We start from the raw sequence: 19,999 nt of genomic DNA, 5'->3' as shown, positions 1-19,999 counted from the left end.
TTGTGGGGGAAGTCACGCGTAGACCGTTCTGCAAGCGAGTGTCGGAGGGAACACAATTACATGTCCGGAAATTCATCCATCGGTGCGACCGGTGATGCAGGACAAACGGTGCGTGCCGCTGGGTCATTCGATCCGGGTGCGCCGTCAGCTTCTGAGATGCGCGCAGTTACGGGACCGTCCGGATTTGATCAAGACCCCTATCGGCTCGCGATGAACATTCTTGGCTCGACGGTGAGCCGAGCGTTCGTCGACTATTTGCAGATTATCCATCAGGATCTAGCGGATGCCGAGAGTTCGATCAGCGCCCTGCATGATCTCGATACAGAGATTGCAGCGACCTTGCAGCAAGTCGATGTACCTCGAAGCATTGGCAAAGCCGCAGGAAAGCAGCCGTGAAGCGAAGCGGGCAGTTCGCCGCCACCCTCATCGTCGCCGCACTATCAGTGATGGTCGCAGCGCCAGCTCAAGCCATCATCGACTCTGCCGGGCGTCAGGAAGGCCTGTGGTATGCCGCCAACTTGCGCTTTGATGAGATCGCAGCGCAAGGACTCTCTGGGGCAGGAGTAACGATCGCAGTCATCGACGATGCGATTAATCCTGATGTCGCAGAACTGCGGGGCGCTGATATTGAAGTCCGCGGGCAATTCTGCCGTGAGGCCGCTACGGGAGCGGAACTCCCCGCAGTGACCGATGACCCCGCTACCTCGCACGGTACCGATGTGGTCTCAATGCTTGTGGGCAACGGCGTAGCAGCCGACGGGGGCGCTGGCACGCGAGGTATTGTTCCCGGTGCGAAAGTGCTGTTCTACGCTGCGGACGGCGTGCCTGGAGCCGACGGCACCTGGGGGTGCGAAGCCTACAATCCGGTTACCGGCGAGTTCGAGAGCGATGTAGAGATTGCCGGGGATGATCCCAGCGTCGATATGAACCTGACCGTTCCGGAGGCGCTCGCCGCGAGGCAAGCCATCGCCGACGGGGCTGACATCATCAGCATTTCTTCTGTGTCTTCTGCATGGAACTCCATCTCCTGGTCGCCAGTAGCGACGCGTGCGCTGCGAGAAGGAATTCCAATTGTTGCGGGAACGCGTAACCCGGACTCTACGATCGAGCAGTCGTTCGAAGTAGTTCCAGCCGCGCTCAACGGGACCGTTGCGGTCGGTGGTGTGAAGCCCGACGGGAATTTGATTACCTGGTATGACGAAGAACGGCAACAGGATGTGACTCCGCCGGGTTCAGATAACCGAGGTTTCGTGGCGCCGGGATATCAGGTTCTTGTCCCTGCCGACCAAGGCAGCTGGGGCGCAGGGCTTTCATCTGGTATTTCGCTGGCCACCCCTTTGGTAGCTGGGTCAATTGCACTCGGTCTTGAAAAGTTCCCTTCCGCAACAGCGAATCAGATTCTGCAGGCACTCGTGCGAACGACCGGCGAAGGTTCCGTGCATGATGCTGTTTGGATCGATGATGATTACGGGTACGGGATTGTGAGTCCTCTGGGCATGCTCGGCACAGATCCCACAGAGTACCCCGACGAGAATCCGCTCTTCGTGAAGAGTAGCGATGACCCTCGATGTGGGGCTGGCGCGACTGCGACACCCACGGACACACTGGAGGCCTGCGCATGGGCTGGGGCTCCGACCATCGCTGATGTACGCGGGGACTTCGCCCAAGGTGATGTGAAGCCGCCTGTCACGCTCGCTTCACTTGTTGAGCAGTGGGCCATACCGATCTTGTGGGGTGGCCTCGGGTTTCTTGTTGTCGTTGCGACAGTGATCGTCATGATCATCGCAGCGGCTCGACGCCGGGCGAAGAAGCTTCAAGCACCGATTGATGGGGAAATGTGGGGAAATCGCTCATGAGTGCACTGTCATTCGAGCGCCAGCTCGAGAATCTGGCATACGGGGAAAACTGGCAGATCGATAATCTCGGTCGTCTTATCAGCGCAGTGGACGGACTTCAGAGAAGGATTGACACTCTGGCAACGACACTGCCTGGACAGTGGACCGGTGAAGCTGCTGACCTGGCGGTGCAGCGTTTGCGGGTGCATCACACCAACCTGGGGCGCTTGAGAACCATGTTGAATGATGCTCAGTCGATGATCACTGGGATGAGTGAAACTTCATGTGCAGCATCTTGTGCGAACACGGTACGCAAGAGCGAGGCCGAGCGTCTGTTGCAGAACCTCCCGTCAGGGGTCGTTCCCGGATGGGTTCACGATGCGCTCAACCAGGGCAAGACTGTTGAAGTTCCAGTTTTTGGCACAATCGACCTCAATGCTGGCGCCGAAGACTTCGCGAATTTTCTCGGCGCAGGTCGGGAAGAAGCCGCAGCAAAGGCAATACAGCAGTTGCGTCAGCTCGCTGGTTCCGAGGCGGAGAAGCTGACCGCACTCCGCGTTGACTACGAGCCCCTTCCCTCCCGTGACGGGGGGACGACGCCGCCGCCAGTCGAAATGCCGCAGTGGGGGATCCCTTCGGGGTCGAGTGGGCCAGGCGGAGATGCACCCGGATTCCCGGGCGGTGTATTCCCCGGAGGGCCCAATTTTCCGGGAGGGCCAGGCGGTCCGGGTGACAACGGCAATGGAAGCGGAGGCAATGACGGGGGAGGGACTGGGACGGACCCGAATCTTCCTGAATTCCATTGGGATCCGCCTGTCGTGGATCCTCCGTATGATCCGAACAACCCGGGCAGCGGGGGTGGCGGCGGGAACGAAGGCGCAGGCGGTGGTTCGGGGAGCCGTCCCAGCGTTGATAGCAGTCTCGATGGGTCCGCGGTGCGCAGTGGTCTGGGTGCGGCGGGCTTGGGTGCGGCGGGCCTTGCGGCCGGTGCCCGGCTCGCGGCTGGCGCCGGTGGATCGGGCGCGGGCGGTGGCTTGGGGCAGGGCCTTGCGGGCTTGACCGGCGGTCTGCGCGGAGCTGCAGCTGCCGCAGGTACGGGCGGCGGCGGCGGCGCTGGTGCGGCAGGCGCGGCAAGTGCCGCTCGTGGCGCTCGCCCGGGCGGCATGATGATGGGTGGCGGCGCCGGAGGCTCTGAAAAGAAGCAGACAAAGAAATCTGGCTTGGGCGGATACATTGCGCCTCATCTGGATGATGAGGGTGATGGTGGTCCCGCGGCCGACGCTTCCCGCGCGGGCAGGCGGGGCGATTCGCCCGAAGGCTGACATCTCGGGGATTATCCGTTTTTGGCCCGAGAAGGTACTGATCAGCGGAACGTGCATATGTGTGAGGAGCAAGAGTTTTGGCGGAATACGGCACGATCACACAGACCATCAATGAGATGCGTCGTGCTGCAATAGATGCGCATATGGCTGGCCAAGGCTGGTTCACCGACTACGAGTATGCCGATCGATACGCGCTCTGGGGCTTCGTTCCCAGCTGGTATCGAGCCCCCGACGAAGATGGGTGGGGAGGGGGAGAGCGAATCGGCGTAGGTTTCGACTCGCTGGAAAGCAGCTTCGACCAGATCAGATCACGCATCGAAGCAGCGACGAGCAAATGGTTGGGGTTACCCGCAGAAGACGCTGCTGCAGATCCTCGAGGATCTGCAGAACGAGCAAGTGCGGCTTTTGGAATCGCAGTTCCTGGTTCCGGTGCAATCGTAGACGGGGAAATGGCGAACGCGACCCACACGGTCAACGAAATACTGGCAGGGTCACAAACGCGTGGCTCCTTTCGGGCGCCATTTCATGATAAATATGACGCGCAATTCTCGAAGGTCGTCGGCGGGCTCGGATCGGCGACAGCCGTGTTGCAAATCGCTTATGCAGCCGAGAACCGCATCTGGCCGAGTGCTCGGACTGATGCCGCAGGAATTTGTGAAAGCGCTCGCAATGCATTTCTGGAAAGTGCTCGGAAGAGTGGCGAGCATGCTTTTGAAGTCGTGCTCGCCGTCGTCTCGGCAGTTGCCGGCGTCGTCGCGGCCGTCCCAACTGGAGGTGGCTCCCTGGTAGTTGCATTCGCCGGTATCGTGAGCAAAGCGGCGGATGCCGTAACTGGGTTGGAAGAAGCTCTGGGTGCCCCATCTAATGGGTACGATTCGGTCATGTCGTGGCTTGAGACTGCTTCTGGAGAGTTAAATAGCGCGATCTATGAACAAGAGAGCGCCATTCGAAATATGATGAGTGCCGCGCTTCAGGAGGTCCAATCCACGAAGCAGGACTTTGATCTCGATGCATACCAGCTCGCCGATTTTCCTCGAGATGACATGATCTCGATGGACTCGAGCGACGCTGAAATGGTGCTTTTGAACATGGACCGAGTGCGGGCGAAACTCGAAACCGCTTCCCAGGAGCTCGGTGTGCTTCCTGGTGACAGCTATCTGAATCGAGATGGCTCCGTCGGGCTGGGTGCAAACGGCCCAAGTGCTTCGATCAGCGGCCTGCACGAGGTCCTCGCTCAGTGCGTCAGGTCGACGCGTGATGAGTACACAAACGGGCGGGAGCTCTTCAGTGCGATCGTTGACGATTACTTTCAAACTGAAGCGGAAGCCGACGCCGTCGTCAGAGCCCTCATGCGTGAGCTCGAAACCCGGGAGCCCTAACCGATGAACGCCTCGAGTCGCTACTTTGATACGTTGCGCCCCACACCGCAAGGTGGAGCGGTCTCTTCCGCTATGGTCATGAGCACCGTGAACGGAGCCATCGCCGTCGATCTCGTTATTGGCTCGATGCACGGACTGCGCCAAGAGCATCTTGACAATGCAGACTCGGCGCTTGACGTTTTTGACCAACTCGATGCGCGCGTCCGAAATGTGATCGGACAAACTCTCGATGATGAGCGTTCGGTTCCGGCACAGGTTTACCGAGCGAGCGCGCCTGTGCACACACCCGAAGGGTTGACGCCCGAGAGATTCGTGCACCTACTCAAGGTTGAATCGGTCACGATCGCTCCAGACGGCGGTGAGTCGCAGCCTGACCGTGTCACGGTGCGTTACGTCGCCTCTCACGACTTTGTCGAGCAACGTTTCGCTGCGATCGTTCGTGAGGGGCAAGGGTTAATCTTTGAGCTTCCACGGGTATAGGTCTGAAATGGGTGATCTGATGCAGCACCGAACAGCGAGCGCGGACAATTCACCGAAAGGTAAGGGCGCAGCGGGCATCTCAACAACGGCATGGTGCTTGGTGGGGGCCAGTCTGATTGCGAACCTGGTAGGCATCTTCTGGATGCGGCTCTGGCTTGTTGGTCTCCCGATTGGTATCGCGGCGTTCATCGTCTGCCTCGTGGCAGCGCATCGCGAAAGGAAAATGAGCTTAGCGAATGCGAAGCTCATTGCCGGGGGATGCTCCCTCCTACTCGGGGTGCTGATCGCAGTGTCCTGGGTGGTGACATTCATGATCATGCCTGCGGCGGCCTTGGGAGGGAATCAGACACAACTGCAAGTTGAACTCAGCGTTCGCGCGGATGGAGATTTCAGAGTGGTACATACTCAAGAGCCTCGCCCTGGAGAGAGCACGGTGGGTGTGGCCGAGGTCAGGGCCACAGATCACTTCCACACGATGATTCGCACCGATCAAAGCACGCTGCAATTCTTTGCAAACATTGAAGCGAATGATTCCGACGCAACGAGAATGACGTGCTCCGTCAAGATCAATGACAAGTTGGTGCTCGAGCGAACTGGCGAGAGCCGCTTCGTCGATTGTTCGGCGGATCTGCGAGAACTGTATGGCGACCTTGCACAGCCTGGTGGCAGCGCTTGAATGACGAGAAATACGGCCAATGGCATTCCCGAATCGATAGTTCACCCAAGGCGACGTTTCGACAGCAAAGTCTTGCACCGTGGTGGTGGATTTGGGGAGGACTCAACGGTCTCTTCGTTCTTTTGCTGGGGGTTCGCGCACTAACCGCACTGTGGTTTCAGCACACGGTGGCTGGAGTGGTCTGGCTGATAGTGATCCTGCTGGTTGTCAACGCAGTGACCATTCCGATCATCATCACTCAAGCTCGAAAGCGCGTGGTGATTGACTACGCGCAAGGATTGATTGCCACTGAACGAAGCGGACCCCATGCGGCTTCCGAGTTCGTCATGATCGTCGATCACGCCCGCACCTTTCCTCAACCCGCTCACCTGCTTGAACTTCGGTTTCAGAGAGGAAGTGTGAACGTCGAGGCGGGGGCGTTCCGAGCCACTCCGGAACATCAGCGACGCAATGAAGCTTTGATCGCATTCATCGACACCTGGACTGCCGCCCCCGAGCGGCATCGATCGCTGCTGGGACCCGGCGCGGCGTCAGGCATTACTGCGTATGCGATCGGTAAACACGAAGCGGGGGAAATTCTGCGTCTTTCCTGATCAGAACGCACACCTCAATTAGTTGCTGCAATAATTTGGGTTTGGGTGGTGGCTTCGCGTAGCGTCGTGTGTGGTGGCTTCGCCTGTTGGCGTGACGCTTAGGGAAACGTGTGCATCGTTGCGGTGCGCGCAACATTGAACTCAAGGGGAACAATATGGTTCAGACCATTGCAGCTGAAGAGGGAGCACTTCGCCGGGGCCAGCAGGCTGTTGCTGAGGCGAAGGCCGGTATTGACCAGCAGACGAAGAAGGTGCGCGGCGATATCGAGCAGCTTCGCGGGTACTGGCAGGGTTCCGCGGCGGGTGCGTTCACGCAGCTGATGCAGCGTTGGGATGCTGAGACGGTGAAGCTCAATAACGTGCTCGTCGATCTTGAGAACTCTCTGCGTGGCACGGAGCAGGATCAGGCTGCGACGGAGCAGGAGCACCAGCAGGCGATCTCGGGCCTCGGCGCGATGATGTCCGGTAACTGAGTACAGACGCGACTTCTAGGGGAATAGAGAAATCATGAGCATGCAGTCGATGTCGGTGCAGACCGCACAGGTCAGTGCACTTTCGGGTCAGATTCGTAATGGTGCGCAGGGGATTCGTTCGGAGATCGAGCGTTTGGAGTCTGAGGTTGCCAAGCTGCGCGGAGCGTGGAGTGGCGAGGCGCAGAACTCGTATGACGTGGCGCAGCGTCAGTGGACGCAGTCGTTGAACGAGCTGCAGTCGTTGCTGGAGCGTATCTCGAGCAACACGGAGCAGATCGCTCAGGCGTATAACGCGAGCGATGCTCGCAACGCTGGCCGCTTCGCCGGCTAGTCGCGGAGTGCGGCCCAGGTCAACGCGATACGTCGCGACTCGGGCCGCACTGTGTTTGGTTCTCGTGTTCGGAGAATCCAAACGTTCGGGTATGGCGCTGGAGGGAAGCACAAGTGTCCGAAAGTAAACGTTTGGCCGTCAGCAGTGACTCCGCCGAGATCATGAAAGCGCTGCAGAATTACGATTCGAACGCGCCGTCGAGCGGTGAACTGCAAGACGTCAGCGGTACGCGCGCCGCATGTGGGCAAACCTACGTAACTGCACTCCAATACATCGGGGCGAACTACTCTGCGCAGTTCGCGGCGCGACTCGCGAAGATTCGCCAGGATTGTGTCATTGCCGGCCAGATCCTTGAAGAACTGCAGGAGCTCGATGCTGACATCGCTTCGGAAATGCAGAAGTTCAGTAACCCGGGGCGCGAGCCGGCTACACCCCAGCCACGCACGAACGACGACAACGTTAGGACGAATTGGTGACGCGACGTCATCCGACCATTGCGTGCGCAGTGGCGCTGCTCGTCGCATTCGGAGTCGGCGCACTGGCTGCACCGGCATTTGCCGACGTGGACGCGAGCACGCGAGCATCAGGCCTGTGGTATGCCGATCGAATGAAGCTGGCCGACGTGCGCGACCTTGGCTTGACTGGAAAAGGGATCACCATTGCGGTAATCGACGACGCTATCAATCCTGAGGTCGCCGAGTTGCAAGGCGCCGACGTCGAGGTGGTAGGTCAGTTCTGTCGCGATCGGGCATCAGGGTCGGAGCTGCCTGCGGCCACTGATGACGTGGAGCGCGCGCACGGGACGGATGTGACCGCGATGCTCGTCGGAAATGGTGTCGCCGCAGATGGCGGCCAAGGTACGCAGGGAATCGTGCCCGACGCGACGGTGCGCTTCTACGCCTCGGACGGCGTCGCTGGCACTGACGGCGACTGGACCTGTGATGCCTACAATCCGGTGACTGGGGAATTCGCATCGGACAGCGACGTGCGGCTCTCTGAATTCGGAGGGCTCCCGACCGCGCCGAGCGCGCTCGCGGCATATCAAGCGATTCAAGACGGCGTGGATATCATCAGCATTTCCTCTGTCGCTTCAGCGTGGAACTCGATCGATTGGACGCCGGTCGCGATCTATGCGCTCCAACAGGGCATCCCGATCGTTGCCGGGACGAATAACCCGGGAGTGACCCTGGACGAAGCTCTGAACACCATCCCAGCTGGTCTGAACGGATCGGTTGCAGTGGGGGGCGTCGATGTCGATGGCAATCCGATTCTCGGCGTCGATCAAGAACTCGGCGATGTCACTGAGGCGGATGGCCTCCAGAACATGGGGTTCGCGGGTCCCGGGTATCAAATACTCGTCCCCTCATCATCGGGCGGTTGGTCGCCTGGACTGGCGTCTGGAACTTCGCTCGCGACACCTCTCGTTGCAGGAACCATTGCACTCGGGCTCGAACACACTCCCGATGCGACGGCGAATCAGGTGATTCGCGCGATGATGAGCAGTACCGGAAAAGGAACGGTGCGAGAACCCGAGTGGATCGACCCGCAGTACGGATATGGCATCGTCAATCCGGTAGCGATGCTCGGTGTCGACCCGATGCAGTTCCCCGACGAAAATCCACTCTTTGTCACGTCGCCTGATGACCCGCGCTGTGGCGCAGGTGCATCAGTCTCGGGCAACGGAGAATTGGTGCAGTGCCGATGGACGGTCGGCCCAACGATTGATGCCGTCAAAGCGCAACTTCCGCCGGGCGTGAGAAACGACAACGTCACCGAGTCATCCCCAGCGGCCCAACTCATGCAGTCAGTGGGTGGCATCATTATGTTCACTCTTGGCGCCTTGATTCTGATCATCGGGATTGTCATTGTCATAGTCGTTGTGGCGCGCCAGCGATCTCGACGGTCGGGATCAACCGGCCAACGCGCGGAGGAAATACGATGAGTCAGCAGTCGTACGAGCGCCAGCTCGAGGAACTCGCGTTCGGCGAGGACTGGAAACTCAATAGCGTGGAGCGCTTGATCGCTTCCGTTGACAGTGTGCAAAGCAGGATTGCTGAGACGGTCTCAGCGCTGCGAGACAAGTGGCAGCGCGAAGCAGCAGAACTGGCGCTTGCTCGCCTAGAAACGCATGCGCGCAACCTCGGTGTGTTCCGGGGAGCGTTGAATCAAGTTCAAGCGCTCGTCACCGGAGTGAACGAGAACGCGTGCTTTGCTGCATCTGCGAATCAGGGCAAGACGGTGGAGGTGCCATTCTTTGAGACGGTTGACTTGAACGGCGGCACGGAGGCGGTCGCGAATTTCTTCGGCGCGAATCGTGAACAAGCCGCTCAAGCCGCACTCGACGACATGTCGGAATTCGTTCAGGGCGAGATTGTGAAGTTCAACATTGAGGTGGAGTACGAAGCGCCCCCCGTGTCTACGGGAAGCCCTGGTGGGCCAGAGAAATGGAATGTGACGCCGGACGCAGGGGCGCCGAGCGACCGGGGTGGTCCTGGTGGCCATCTCGGCGGCGGTGCGGGATTCCCGGGCGGCCCGGAGTGGCCATACGGCCCCGGAGATAACGGCGGCGATGGCAATGGCAATGACGGGGGAAGAACTGGAACTGACCCGAGCCTTCCTGAATTCCATTGGGATCCACCTGTCGTGGATCCTCCGTATGATCCGAACAACCCGGGCAACGGGGGTGGCGGCGGAAACGAAGGCGCAGGCGGCAGTTTAGGGAGCCGTCCCAGCGTTGATACTAGTCTCGACGGCTCCGCGGAGCGCATTGGTCTGGGTGTGGCCGTCCTTGCGGCCGGTGCCCGACTCGCGGCTGGTGCTGGTGGTTCGGACGTTGGCGATTCGCGAGACCTTGGCTGGCCGATTGTGAACTGCAGTTCGAATGCCTCCTGCTTGCCGGGACAGGTTCAGCAAGATTGCGTGCAAGCATCTGAGGAGGACTCCTGATGATTCGGGCCATAGTTGCTGGTGTCATCGTTGCATTCTTCGGCCTGGGGACAGTGTTTATCGGCAGCAGCACTGCGAACGCCGCGATGAGTGATGATGAGCGGGCGAGCGCACTGTGGTACACGCAGCGGCTCAAATTTGATCAGATTCGCGAGCAGGGGTTGACCGGGAAAGGCATCACCATTGCGGTGATCGATGACGCAATCAACCTTGAAGCGGCAGAACTGCAGGGCGCGGACATCGAAGTTCGTGGTCAGTTTTGCCGCGATCGTGCCACCGGCGAAGAGTTTTTAACTACCACCGACGATCCCGCGCGAGCACACGGAACATCGGTGGTGTCGATGCTCGTAGGCAATGGTGTCGCTGCTGATGGCGGAGCAGGTACTCAGGGAATCGTTCCTGACGCTCGGGTGCTGTTTTACGCGGCAGACGGGCCCACCGACGAGAGCGGTGCCGCGACATGTGACGGATACAATCCCATCACTCAAGAGTTCGGCGCCGATGAAAAGTTCGATCTCGACGCTGAAGACTACGAAAGCGAAACTGACGTTTCGATCGACTATTCGATAGCGGTCGCAGCAAAGCAGGCCATTGCCGACGGAGCCGACATCATCAGCGTGTCTTCGGTGTCATCGGTCTGGTCGATGTTGAGTTGGTCTCCAGTTGCAACCCTCGCGCTTCGGGCGGGCATCCCCATTGTTGCGGGTACGCTCAACCCCGATGGTACGACGGCGGATATTTTGCAACTCCTGCCAGCACGGTTGAACGGCACTGTCGCGGTCGGCGGGGTTGACTATCAAGGTGAGCCAATCATCGGTATTGATCCGACAACGGGTGACCTGCAGACGCAGCGTGGCCTAGATAATATGGGTTTCTCGGGTCCCGCCTATCAGCTCTTGGGTCCTTCTGATGGGACTACATGGGCTTCCGGGACAGTGTCGGGGAGTTCCGTCGCTACTCCTCTCGTTGCCGGAACTATCGCTCTGGGGCTCGAAAAGTACCCTGACGCCACCGCAAACCAAGTCTTGCAGGCAATGGTTCGGACGACCGGAAAGGGTATTTTGCAGGATCCGGGGTGGCTGGATCGACTGTACGGATACGGCATTGTTAATCCAGTTGCGATGTTGCAACAGGATCCCACTCAGTACCCTGACGAGAACCCACTATTTGTGAAAAGTAGTGATGATCCGAGGTGTGGGTCGGGCACGACATCGCAGCCGACACCTGATCTCTCCAACTGCACGTGGGCAACCGTACCCATGGCAGATCGTGTATGGCCAGAAGGCTCCGACGATGAGCCCTGGAGCTTCGACGGAACCACAATGTTTATGGTTGCGGTAGTTGGACTTCCAATTCTTGGAGTGGCCGCCACGGCAATCATCGCTCCTATCGCTGTCGCCCGATCACGACGACGCAACGCACAGCTTTCCTTGCCTTCAGCGAACGCATCGGAGTATGGGAAATGAGTGAAATATCCTCCGAGCGCCAGTTGGAAGAACTTGCGTTCGCTAAAAGGTTGGAACCTCGATCACCTCGGTGAGTTGATCTCGTCAATTGCACGTGTGCAAGAACGAATTTCTGAAAGCGTAACTCAGCTCTCCGAGAGGTGGACTCGGGCCGCGGCCACGTCAATCGCCGTTCGAACAGGTAGTCGAGAAGACTGAATGGATGAGAGCGCGACGCCGCCCTGATTTCAACGGAATGCGCCCGCGCGATGTAGTTGCAATCACTATTGATACGCTGAACCGATGGCTGCGGAGCGGGAACCGCGGCCGCACTGAAGCTGGGGGAGCACGTAGATGAGTAGCCGTCTCGCGCCACCGCGCGTGCCATCGGGCAGCGTCACACTGCAGGCGCCGCCCGAGATCGAGCCTGCCGAGGGCGGCAGCAATCTGCTCACCTCTGCACTCCCCATGCTCGGCAGCGTCGGCGCGATCATCATGGTGTCGGTGAGCAATGCGGGCCCCACGGGTTGGATCACCGGTGGCATGTTCCTCATCAGCGCCCTGGGGTTCGTGTTCGTGAACGGCTGGCGCCAGCGTGCGACGCGTCAGGCATCGATCCTGAGCTCGCGCAGGGAGTACCTCGCCTACCTCCGCGAGCTCCGCGACACCGTGCGCACCGCGGCGAAAGCGCAGCGACGCGAACGCAATTGGCGGTACCCCGCTCCCGAAGCGTTGACGTACCTCGTCGAAGATGGCGCGCGCGTGTGGGAGCGCGACGCTCAGACCGATGACCACCTCGCCGTGCGCATCGGCACCAGCGAGCAGCCGTTGTGCCTGTCGTTGGTCGCCCCAGAGCTCCCTCCGATCGCCGATCTCGATCCGGTCGCCACGACCGCCGCGCACCGCTTCCTGGTCACCCATGAGACGCAACCCGACCTGCCCACGTATCTGCGACTGTCTCATTACCGCAGCGTGCAAGTCGTCGGTGACGACCTCGAGCGCATCCGCGGTCTGGCGCGTGGCATCATCGCTCATGCCGCCGCGCTGCAGAGCCCTGACGACTTGCAGATCGTGATCGCGGCGAGCCCGCAAGCGCTGCCGCACTGGGAGTGGGCGAAGTGGTTGCCGCACGCGCAATCGTCGCGCCTGCGCGACTCCCTCGGGCCGGCGCGCATGATCGGCTCCGATCTCGACACCCTGCTGCGCATGTTGCCGGCCGACCTGCGTGAGCGGCCACGGTTCAGCCTCGACGGCCCGGCAACCACCGGCCCGCATCTGCTCGTGGTCGTCGACGGGGCGTCGGTGCCGCCGAGCGACTCAGTCTTCGCGGGCGGGCTGCAGGGCGTGACCGTACTCGACCTCCCCAACACCTGGGACGACAACGACGACCCCAACACGGCGCGCATTCGCGTGAGCTCCGGCTCCGCGGAAGTCGCCGAGGGGCGCACCGGCTCGCAGCAGATCACCCCCGACGACATGAGCGTGGTCGAGGCTGAAGCAGTGGCTCGGCGGCTCGCTCCGCTGCACCGCGAGGGTGGGGGTGGCGGATCAGCAACCCGAGCCAGCAAGCGCCAGCAGGAGCTGCTTGAACTGCTCGACCTGCCCGACGTGCGCGACCTCGACCTCGAGCAGCAGTGGCGGTACCTGCCGGAGCGCGACCGGCTGCGCGTGCCCATCGGCCAGGATACGAACGGCGCCCCGCTGATCCTCGACCTCAAAGAATCGGCCTCGCAGGGCATGGGCCCGCACGGCCTCATCATCGGTGCGACGGGCTCCGGCAAGTCTGAGGTACTGCGCACGCTCGTGCTGTCGCTCGCGCTGACCCATTCGCCCGAGCAGCTGAACTTCGTGCTCGTCGACTTCAAGGGCGGCGCGACGTTCGCGGGCATGGCCGATATGCCGCACGTCTCCGCGATCATCACCAACCTCGGCGAGGAGATCAGCCTCGTCGACCGCATGCAGGACGCGTTGCAGGGCGAGATGACGCGGCGCCAGGAGCTGCTGCGCTCCGCGGGCAACTTCGTGAACGTCGGCGAATACGAGAAAGCGCGCAAGAACGGCCGCTCCGATCTGCCGCCGCTGCCCGCGCTGCTCATCGTCGCCGATGAGTTCTCGGAGCTGCTGAGCGCCAAGCCCGAATTCATCGAGTCGTTCGTCGCGATCGGCAGGCTTGGCCGTTCGCTGCACGTGCACCTGTTGCTCGCCTCGCAGCGCCTCGAAGAGTCGCGCCTCAAGGGCCTCGACACCCACCTCTCGTACCGCATCGGTCTGCGCACGTTCTCGGCGGCCGAGTCGCGCACCGTCATCGGCGTGCCAGACGCGTACCACCTGCCGCAAGAGCCGGGCGGTGGTCTGCTCAAGGTCGGCAGCGACGACAACCTGACCCAGTTCCGCGCCGCCTACGTTTCGGGGCCGCCGCCCGCCAGACGTGCCATCACCTCAGGCGACTCTGGCGCCACCGCGGGTGGCACCGTGCGCATCACCCCGTTCACCGCGGCGGCGCAGCAGCTCACCGACCCCGCAGTCGAGGCCGCACGTGCGAACGCCGAGGCCGAGCGCCGCGCCGAAGAGCTCGCCGCGAGCGAGCCCGAAGAGACCCGCAGCACCTTCGAACTCGCCGTCTCACGGATGTCGGGCCTCGGCCCGGCCGCCCACCAGGTCTGGCTGCCGCCGCTCGAAGAGCCGGCCACCCTCGACCAGCTGCTCGGCAAGCTCGCCGTCAGCTACGAGCTCGGGTTGCTCGCGCCGCGGTGGCGCGAGCACCGCCGCCTCACGGTGCCGGTCGGCATCGTCGACGTGCCGCTCTACCAGCGCCGTGACGTGCTCACCCTCGACCTTTCGGGAGCCGCGGGCAACGTCGCCATCGTCGGCGCGCCGCTCTCGGGCAAGAGCACCGCAGCACGCACGCTCGTCTCGGCGCTCGCGCTGACCCACACACCGCACGAGGTGCAGGTGTTCGTCATCGACTTCGGTGGCAGCTTCGCGGGTCTGCGCGACCTGCCCCACCTCTCGGGACTCGCGACCCGTGGTGAACCCGAAGTGATTCGCCGCACGGTCGCCGAGGTGACCTCGCTGCTCAACGCCCGCGAGGCCTACTTCCGCGCGCAGGGCATCGACTCGATCGACACCTATCGCACCCGACGTGCGCAGGGGCTCGTCGACGACGGGTACGGCGACATCTTCCTCGTCATCGACGGCTGGGCCACGCTGCGCAGCGACTACGAGTCGCTCGAGGTGCCCGTGCAGCAGCTCGCGGCGCGCGGTCTGAGCTTCGGCGTGCACCTCGTGCTCACCGCGAGCCGCTGGCTCGACATTCGCCCGAACGTGAAAGACCTGCTCGGCGGGCGCATCGAGCTGCGGCTCGGTGATGCCTCCGACTCCGAGGTCAACCGCCGCGCGGCGGCCAACGTCTCGGCGCTGCCCGGGCGAGGCCTCGACCCCGCCGGCCTGCAGATGCTCACGGCACTGCCGCGCATCGACGGGGAGCCCGGCGCCGAGACCCTCGTTGACGGTGTCGACGACCTCGTCGCCAAGATCAGCAGCGCCTGGCAGCGCGAGCACGGCCCCAAACTGCGTCTGCTACCCGAGCGCCTGCCGCTCGCCGAGCTGCGCGAGCACCCGTCCGCCAATGCGAAGCAGCTGCTGCTCGGCCTCGACGAGGCCGAGCTCGCCCCGGTCGGCATCGACCCCGATCGCGAGCAGCACCTGTACCTCTACGGCGACTCGGGATCGGGCAAGTCGTCGATGCTCCGCGGCATCATGCACGAGATCACGCGCCGCTACGAACCGGGCCAGGCACGCATCTTCATGATCGACTACCGTCGTGCGCACCTCGGCGAAATTCCCGAGGAATACCTCGGCGCCTACCTCACGACGGCCGACCAGACCGCCGGCGCCGTCGCGCAGCTCGTCGAGTTCTTCCGCGACCGCTTGCCCGGCCCCGACGTCACCGCCGACCAGCTGCGCGCGCGCAACTGGTGGACGGGCGCGGAGGGCTTCGTGCTCATCGATGACTACGACCTCGTCGCCACGCAGCAGGGCAACCCGGCGGCGCCGCTCGCGCAGCTGCTCGCGCAGGCCGGCGACCTCGGGCTGCACGTCATCGTGACGCGACGTCTGGGTGGCGCCTCGCGCGCGGCCTACGATCCGATTCTGCAGGGCATGACTGATCTCGGAGTCACCGGGGTACTGCTGAGCGGCAGTCCCGAAGAGGGGCAACTGATCGGCAAGGTCAAGGCGATCCCGAGCGCACCGGGCCGTGCCCAGGTCGTGTCGCGTGCCCGCGGGCACCAGATCGTGCAGCTCGCGTATGCTCCGACGACGCAGGAAACGGAACACACCGGTCAGCAATAGCCCGCACTCGGGATTCTCGAATGCGGCGCTGACCGATACGCTGTCAGGGATGCAGCTGCGGCACATCTTCGGCCGGCCCGGGCCAACATCGCGCAGCGGGAAAGAGTGAGTGATGGATTACGAGACTTCGACGCAGCTCGGCGCGGGTTTCTTCCTGGTCTTCGGCATCTGGTCGCTCGTCGGCCTCGCGTTCTACGTGTGGTACCTGTGGGCGCTGTCGCGACTCTTCCCGTACCTCGGTCTGCCGTCGGGCTGGGGCTGGATTCCCGTGTGGAACCAGTGGCAGCTCGTGCAGCGCGGGGGCCTGCCCGGCTGGCTCGTGCTGCTGGGCTTCATCCCGGGTCTGAGCATCGTCGTGCTCGTCGTCTCGATCATCGCCATCCACCGCATCAACAGTGAATTCGGCAAGGGCGCCGGCTTCACCGTGCTCGGTGCGTTCATACCGCCGCTGTGGGCCACACTTTTCGGGTCGCAGTTGCGGGATCGCGAGTACGGCGACCAGGGCTACCCCGTGGGCGGACACGACTCGGCCTACCCCGGCGCCGCCGCGTCCGGCGCCGCCGCGTCCGGCGCGACGGGCTACGGCGCCGAGGCGCCCCCGGGCTACGGTGGATTCGCGCCGCAGGGTGCGGCAGATCCTGCAGCATTCGGTGCGCAGCAGCCCGACCCCGCCTGGCAGGGCCTGCCGCCGGTGGCTCAGCCTCAGGCTCAGGCAGCGGCCGACCCGTGGGCGGCCCCGCAGGTGCCGGCGGCTCCGCAACAGCCGGCCGCCGGCTACCCGGCGGCCGCTGCCGACCCCTGGGCGCAGCCGGCGCAGGCAGCCCAGCCGGCGGTGCCGCCGGCTCCCGGTGCCCCTGCGTCTGGCGGGCTCTTCGGGGCTCCGGCCGAGCCTGCGCCTGCGCAGCCGCAGGCGCCCTTGCCCAACAACTGGGGCTTCAGCAACACGACCGAGGGCGACTACGCGCGTCTCGCCGCTGAGGGGCACACCCCCGCAGCGCCCGCGCCCCTCGGTGGTGTCGCGGCACCCCAGCCGTTCTCCTGGCCCGCCGTGCAGGAGTCGAATGTCGAAGGCGAATCGGGCCCGCTGATTCTGCCCGAGCCGCCCGCCTCGGCGGTGCCGGTGGCGCCGGTGACTCCGGCCGTCGAACCGCCCGCACCGAGCTACCCGACGCTCGCCTCTGCGAACCCCGCGCCCGAATCGCAGACCCCGCTGGCCCCCGAGGTACAGACGCCCCAGGCGCCTGAGCCGTCGATCTTCGACCGCGAGACTCCGGCGGCGCCCGCGATCGGTCTGGCACCCGCGGCACCAGTCGTTCCTGCGGCGCCCGTGGCTCCCACGGTTCCTCCGGTACTGGAGCCGGCTGCGGCTCCCGCATCGTTCGAACCCGCGACGGCAGGGGTGCCCGCTCCCGTCGCGCCGGCTCCGATGCCCGACGCGGGGGGTCTCGACGAAGACCACACCGTCGTCGTCTCCCGCCGTGCGCGCTGGGGCATCGAACTCCCTGACGGTGAAACGCTCGAACTGGTCGGCGACGACGTGATCGTGGGGCGCAAGCCGGAGCCCCGTGACGGTGCGACGGTGCTGCAGATCACCGACCCGACCCGCACCATGTCGAAGTCGCACGCGCGCCTGCGCCGCGACGGCGAGGAATGGACGATCGAAGACCTGCAGTCGACCAACGGCGTCGCTCTCGTCGACGCCGGGGGCGCGACCACGTCGCTCGAGCCCGGCCGCATCGCCCCGGCGACCGAGCAGTTGGTCATCGGCACCCTGCAGGTGCGTCTGCACCAGCTCGGCTGAGCGGGAGGGTTCGGTGACGCGGCACCCCGAACGTTCACGCACCTGAACGAGTTGTCAGCCAGAACTCGCTGATTCCACAGGTCGACGGGCGTAGTGTGGCATCTGTCGGGCTGCCGAACGGCCCGCGCCAACCCAGTGGAGGCCCGAGTATGAAGGTCATCAGCTACAACCTGCGCAAGAACCGTGCCGTCTGCGAGCTCGATGCGCTCGCAGAAGATCACGGCGTCGACGTGCTGTGCCTGCAAGAGGCCGAAGCGGTCGCGCTGCCGGCGCGCCTCGGGCACCTCTCGCTTGTGCACGCCACCGAGCGCAACCGGCTGGGCCTTGCCATGTACGTGCGCGACGAGCGCTTTCACACGCGATCAGCGCACACGTTCCAGCTCAAGAAGTCGCTGCACGACCGTTTGCTCGCGCCCGCTCACGAGCGTCTGCTCGGCGTGCGCCTGCACGACTCCGAGATGCAGCGCGACCTCGTCGTCGCCTCGTTCCACGCCGCACCGCTCACCGCGCTGAACTCGTTGCGACGACACCAGATCCACGCCGCGCTCGCCGAGCTGCGCCAGCTCGGGCCGGGCCTGCCCGCGCTGATGGTCGGCGATTACAACTACCCGGTCTTCAAAGGGCGCCTCGATACCGAGATGCGCGACACCGGCTACGAGCTCAGCCTCAGCGATAAGCGCACGTACACGCGCTACAAGATGTTCCGCGGTCACTTCGACTTCGCGACCTCATCGGGTCTCGACATCGCGAGCGTGCGCACGCTCGACCGCGGCACGTCGGATCACCTGCCCATCATGGTCACCGCCGCGATGAGCGATCTCGCGCTGCCGGTGCTCGCTGCGGCCTAGGGCTGCGGGCGCTGCGGCGCAGCACCCGAGTGCGGCGAACTACCCCAGACCGGGATCGTAGGTGGCGAGGAGGCCGGTTGCCGGGCTTGCCGCCTGACGCGAGAGCGGGTTGCGGTGCTTCGCGCTGTTCTCGATCACGAACGTCGCCATGGTCGGCAAGTAGCGATCGTCGGCGCTCTCGATGACGATGCCGAACTCGTTGTAGGCCAGGCGGCGCACGCGCAGCAGCGGGCTGCCCGGGGCGATGTGCAACTGCTCGACCTCGAGCGGGTGCGCGGCGATCGCGTCGATGGTGTGGCGCGCCCGTGTCGGCAGAATGCCGACGTGCGCGAGAGCCTGGTACACGCTGCCGTGGTGGAAGTCGGTGCCGAGCAGGTGCTTGCCGATCTCGTACGGGAAGAGGGAGCGCTCGAGCATAGCCGGCTTCTCGTCGAGGTAGCGCACGCGAATGATCTCGACCACGGGCGAGTCGGGGGCGATCTGCAGTTCACGAGCGCACTCCTCAGTGGCAGTGCGCCGGCTCGCCTCAATGACGCGCTGGCCGGGCGTGAGCCCGAGTTCTCGCGCCCACTCGCTGAATGAAATGAAGGTATCGAACGACTGCGCCGGCGCGGTGTGCTGCACGCGCGGCGGGGTACCGCGACCTCCCACGATCATGCCGTCGGCGCGCAGTGCGGCGAGGGCCTGGCGCACCGGTCCGCGAGAGGTGCCGAACTCGGCGACGAGCGATTTCTCGCTCGGTACTTTGTCGCCGGGCTGCCACGCGCCCGTTCGGATGCGGTGGATCATCTCCTCGTACAGCTGCACGTGAAGCGGCGCCTGGGTGGTCATGTGGCCAACCCTATAAGTCACAACTTGGTTACGGTGGCCCGGGCGGTAACGGGCGCGTGAACGATCGGCGAACGGCGAGTGTGTTCGCTGTGATCGGGTTACTCAGCTTGTGCTGCGGAGGCCGTGGCGGGGTCTGGTGATCCGCCATCGCCAGACTGCGCTTGCGAATCGCGTGCGCACCGAGCGGCGGGGGTGTCCGTTCGCAGGCTGTCGGCCGAGGCCGCGTTGAAGCGGTGGAGTGCGGCGCGCAGGTGCTCGAGCTCGTCGGGGCTCCAGCCGACGAACCGCTCGTGGTACGCGTGCGCCCACTGCGCCCGAACCGCCCCGAGCAAGTCTTCCGCTTTCGGGCTCGGAGTGAGCAGCACGACTCGGCGATCTTCGGGAGACGGCTCGGTATCGACGAGGCCGAGATCGCGCAGCTTGGTGATCTGCCGGCTGACCATCGCCTTGTCCATGTCGAGCAACTGACTGATGCCAGTCGCCGTGATCGGTCCCTTGCGCAGGATCAGCTGCAGCACCATGATGCCGACACCCTTCAGCTCGGGGTCGACCTCTTCCGCATATCGCGCCCAGCGGGTGCGTGCGAACGCGAACACCTCGGAGAACTCCGCGATGATGTCGGAGATCTGATCGGTGTGCGCTGCGGCGTCGGGGTGCGCGGCGGAGGCGCTGGCGTCGTGCATAGC

18 protein-coding genes are annotated in these 19,999 nt (G+C 63.6%); 16 read left to right on the top strand and 2 right to left on the bottom strand.

What is annotated here, in order from left to right; genetic code table 11:
- Positions 1–60: 60 nt before the first annotated feature.
- The 16 genes from ACZF5Y_RS13255 to ACZF5Y_RS13180 all read left to right on the top strand — a co-directional run bounded on the left by ACZF5Y_RS13255 (position 61) and on the right by ACZF5Y_RS13180 (position 18,482).
- Positions 61–396, top strand: a complete 336-nt coding sequence (locus ACZF5Y_RS13255) for a hypothetical protein (RefSeq protein ID WP_497533108.1) — start codon at positions 61–63, stop codon at positions 394–396.
- Positions 393–1,856 carry a S8 family serine peptidase gene (locus tag ACZF5Y_RS13250; RefSeq protein ID WP_497533106.1) on the top strand — a complete coding sequence of 488 codons (1,464 nt, stop codon included), beginning with the start codon at positions 393–395 and terminating at the stop codon, positions 1,854–1,856. The genes ACZF5Y_RS13255 and ACZF5Y_RS13250 overlap by 4 nt, the downstream gene beginning before the upstream one ends.
- Positions 1,857–2,653: 797 nt before the next feature.
- Positions 2,654–3,157, top strand: a complete 504-nt coding sequence (locus ACZF5Y_RS13245; protein ID WP_497533105.1) for a hypothetical protein — start codon at positions 2,654–2,656, stop codon at positions 3,155–3,157.
- A gap of 77 nt (positions 3,158–3,234) precedes the next feature.
- A complete protein-coding gene (locus tag ACZF5Y_RS13240) occupies positions 3,235–4,536 on the top strand; it encodes a hypothetical protein (RefSeq protein ID WP_497533104.1) in 1,302 nt (433 codons plus the stop codon).
- Positions 4,537–4,614: 78 nt separating this feature from the next.
- The gene (locus ACZF5Y_RS13235; RefSeq protein WP_497533102.1) at positions 4,615–5,016 is read left to right on the top strand and encodes a hypothetical protein; all 402 of its coding nucleotides are present in this window, start codon (positions 4,615–4,617) and stop codon (positions 5,014–5,016) included.
- A 7-nt stretch (positions 5,017–5,023) separates the two neighbouring features.
- Positions 5,024–5,692, top strand: a complete 669-nt coding sequence (locus ACZF5Y_RS13230; protein WP_497533101.1) for a hypothetical protein — start codon at positions 5,024–5,026, stop codon at positions 5,690–5,692.
- Positions 5,689–6,285, top strand: a complete 597-nt coding sequence (locus tag ACZF5Y_RS13225; protein ID WP_497533100.1) for a hypothetical protein — start codon at positions 5,689–5,691, stop codon at positions 6,283–6,285. Before ACZF5Y_RS13230 ends, ACZF5Y_RS13225 begins: the two co-directional genes overlap by 4 nt.
- A gap of 155 nt (positions 6,286–6,440) precedes the next feature.
- Positions 6,441–6,758, top strand: coding sequence for a WXG100 family type VII secretion target (locus tag ACZF5Y_RS13220; RefSeq protein ID WP_053353891.1), 318 nt, complete (start codon positions 6,441–6,443; stop codon positions 6,756–6,758).
- Positions 6,759–6,792: 34 nt separating this feature from the next.
- Positions 6,793–7,089: a WXG100 family type VII secretion target gene (locus tag ACZF5Y_RS13215; RefSeq protein ID WP_239684069.1), complete on the top strand. Its 297-nt coding sequence runs from the start codon at positions 6,793–6,795 to the stop codon at positions 7,087–7,089.
- A gap of 113 nt (positions 7,090–7,202) precedes the next feature.
- On the top strand, positions 7,203–7,565 hold the full coding sequence (locus tag ACZF5Y_RS13210; protein ID WP_497533097.1) for a hypothetical protein: 363 nt from the start codon (positions 7,203–7,205) through the stop codon (positions 7,563–7,565).
- A gap of 29 nt (positions 7,566–7,594) precedes the next feature.
- Positions 7,595–9,031, top strand: a complete 1,437-nt coding sequence (locus ACZF5Y_RS13205) for a S8 family peptidase (RefSeq protein ID WP_497533095.1) — start codon at positions 7,595–7,597, stop codon at positions 9,029–9,031.
- Positions 9,028–10,035: a hypothetical protein gene (locus ACZF5Y_RS13200; RefSeq protein WP_497533093.1), complete on the top strand. Its 1,008-nt coding sequence runs from the start codon at positions 9,028–9,030 to the stop codon at positions 10,033–10,035. Before ACZF5Y_RS13205 ends, ACZF5Y_RS13200 begins: the two co-directional genes overlap by 4 nt.
- Positions 10,035–11,501 carry a S8 family serine peptidase gene (locus ACZF5Y_RS13195; RefSeq protein ID WP_497533092.1) on the top strand — a complete coding sequence of 489 codons (1,467 nt, stop codon included), beginning with the start codon at positions 10,035–10,037 and terminating at the stop codon, positions 11,499–11,501. The genes ACZF5Y_RS13200 and ACZF5Y_RS13195 overlap by 1 nt, the downstream gene beginning before the upstream one ends.
- Before the next feature lie 333 nt (positions 11,502–11,834).
- Positions 11,835–15,833 carry a type VII secretion protein EccCa gene (gene eccCa / locus ACZF5Y_RS13190; protein ID WP_497533090.1) on the top strand — a complete coding sequence of 1,333 codons (3,999 nt, stop codon included), beginning with the start codon at positions 11,835–11,837 and terminating at the stop codon, positions 15,831–15,833.
- Positions 15,834–15,945: 112 nt separating this feature from the next.
- Complete coding sequence (locus tag ACZF5Y_RS13185; protein ID WP_497533088.1) at positions 15,946–17,634, top strand: DUF5684 domain-containing protein; 1,689 nt, start codon at positions 15,946–15,948, stop codon at positions 17,632–17,634.
- Positions 17,635–17,783: 149 nt separating this feature from the next.
- A complete protein-coding gene (locus ACZF5Y_RS13180; RefSeq protein ID WP_497533087.1) occupies positions 17,784–18,482 on the top strand; it encodes an endonuclease/exonuclease/phosphatase family protein in 699 nt (232 codons plus the stop codon).
- 39 nt (positions 18,483–18,521) lie between these two features.
- Here the strand turns inward: ACZF5Y_RS13180 and ACZF5Y_RS13175 are convergent, their stop codons facing one another.
- Together ACZF5Y_RS13175 and ACZF5Y_RS13170 are read right to left on the bottom strand one after the other, a co-directional pair.
- Positions 18,522–19,313 carry a GntR family transcriptional regulator gene (locus ACZF5Y_RS13175; RefSeq protein WP_497533085.1) on the bottom strand — a complete coding sequence of 264 codons (792 nt, stop codon included), beginning with the start codon at positions 19,311–19,313 and terminating at the stop codon, positions 18,522–18,524.
- 98 nt (positions 19,314–19,411) lie between these two features.
- On the bottom strand, positions 19,412–19,996 hold the full coding sequence (locus ACZF5Y_RS13170) for a MarR family winged helix-turn-helix transcriptional regulator (RefSeq protein WP_497533084.1): 585 nt from the start codon (positions 19,994–19,996) through the stop codon (positions 19,412–19,414).
- Positions 19,997–19,999 lie beyond the last annotated feature (3 nt).

Source organism: Leucobacter sp. WKLB1, assembly GCF_059696215.1.
Note: the sequence above shows the minus strand (reverse complement) of the source record. Positions and strands in the feature narration are given on the sequence as shown.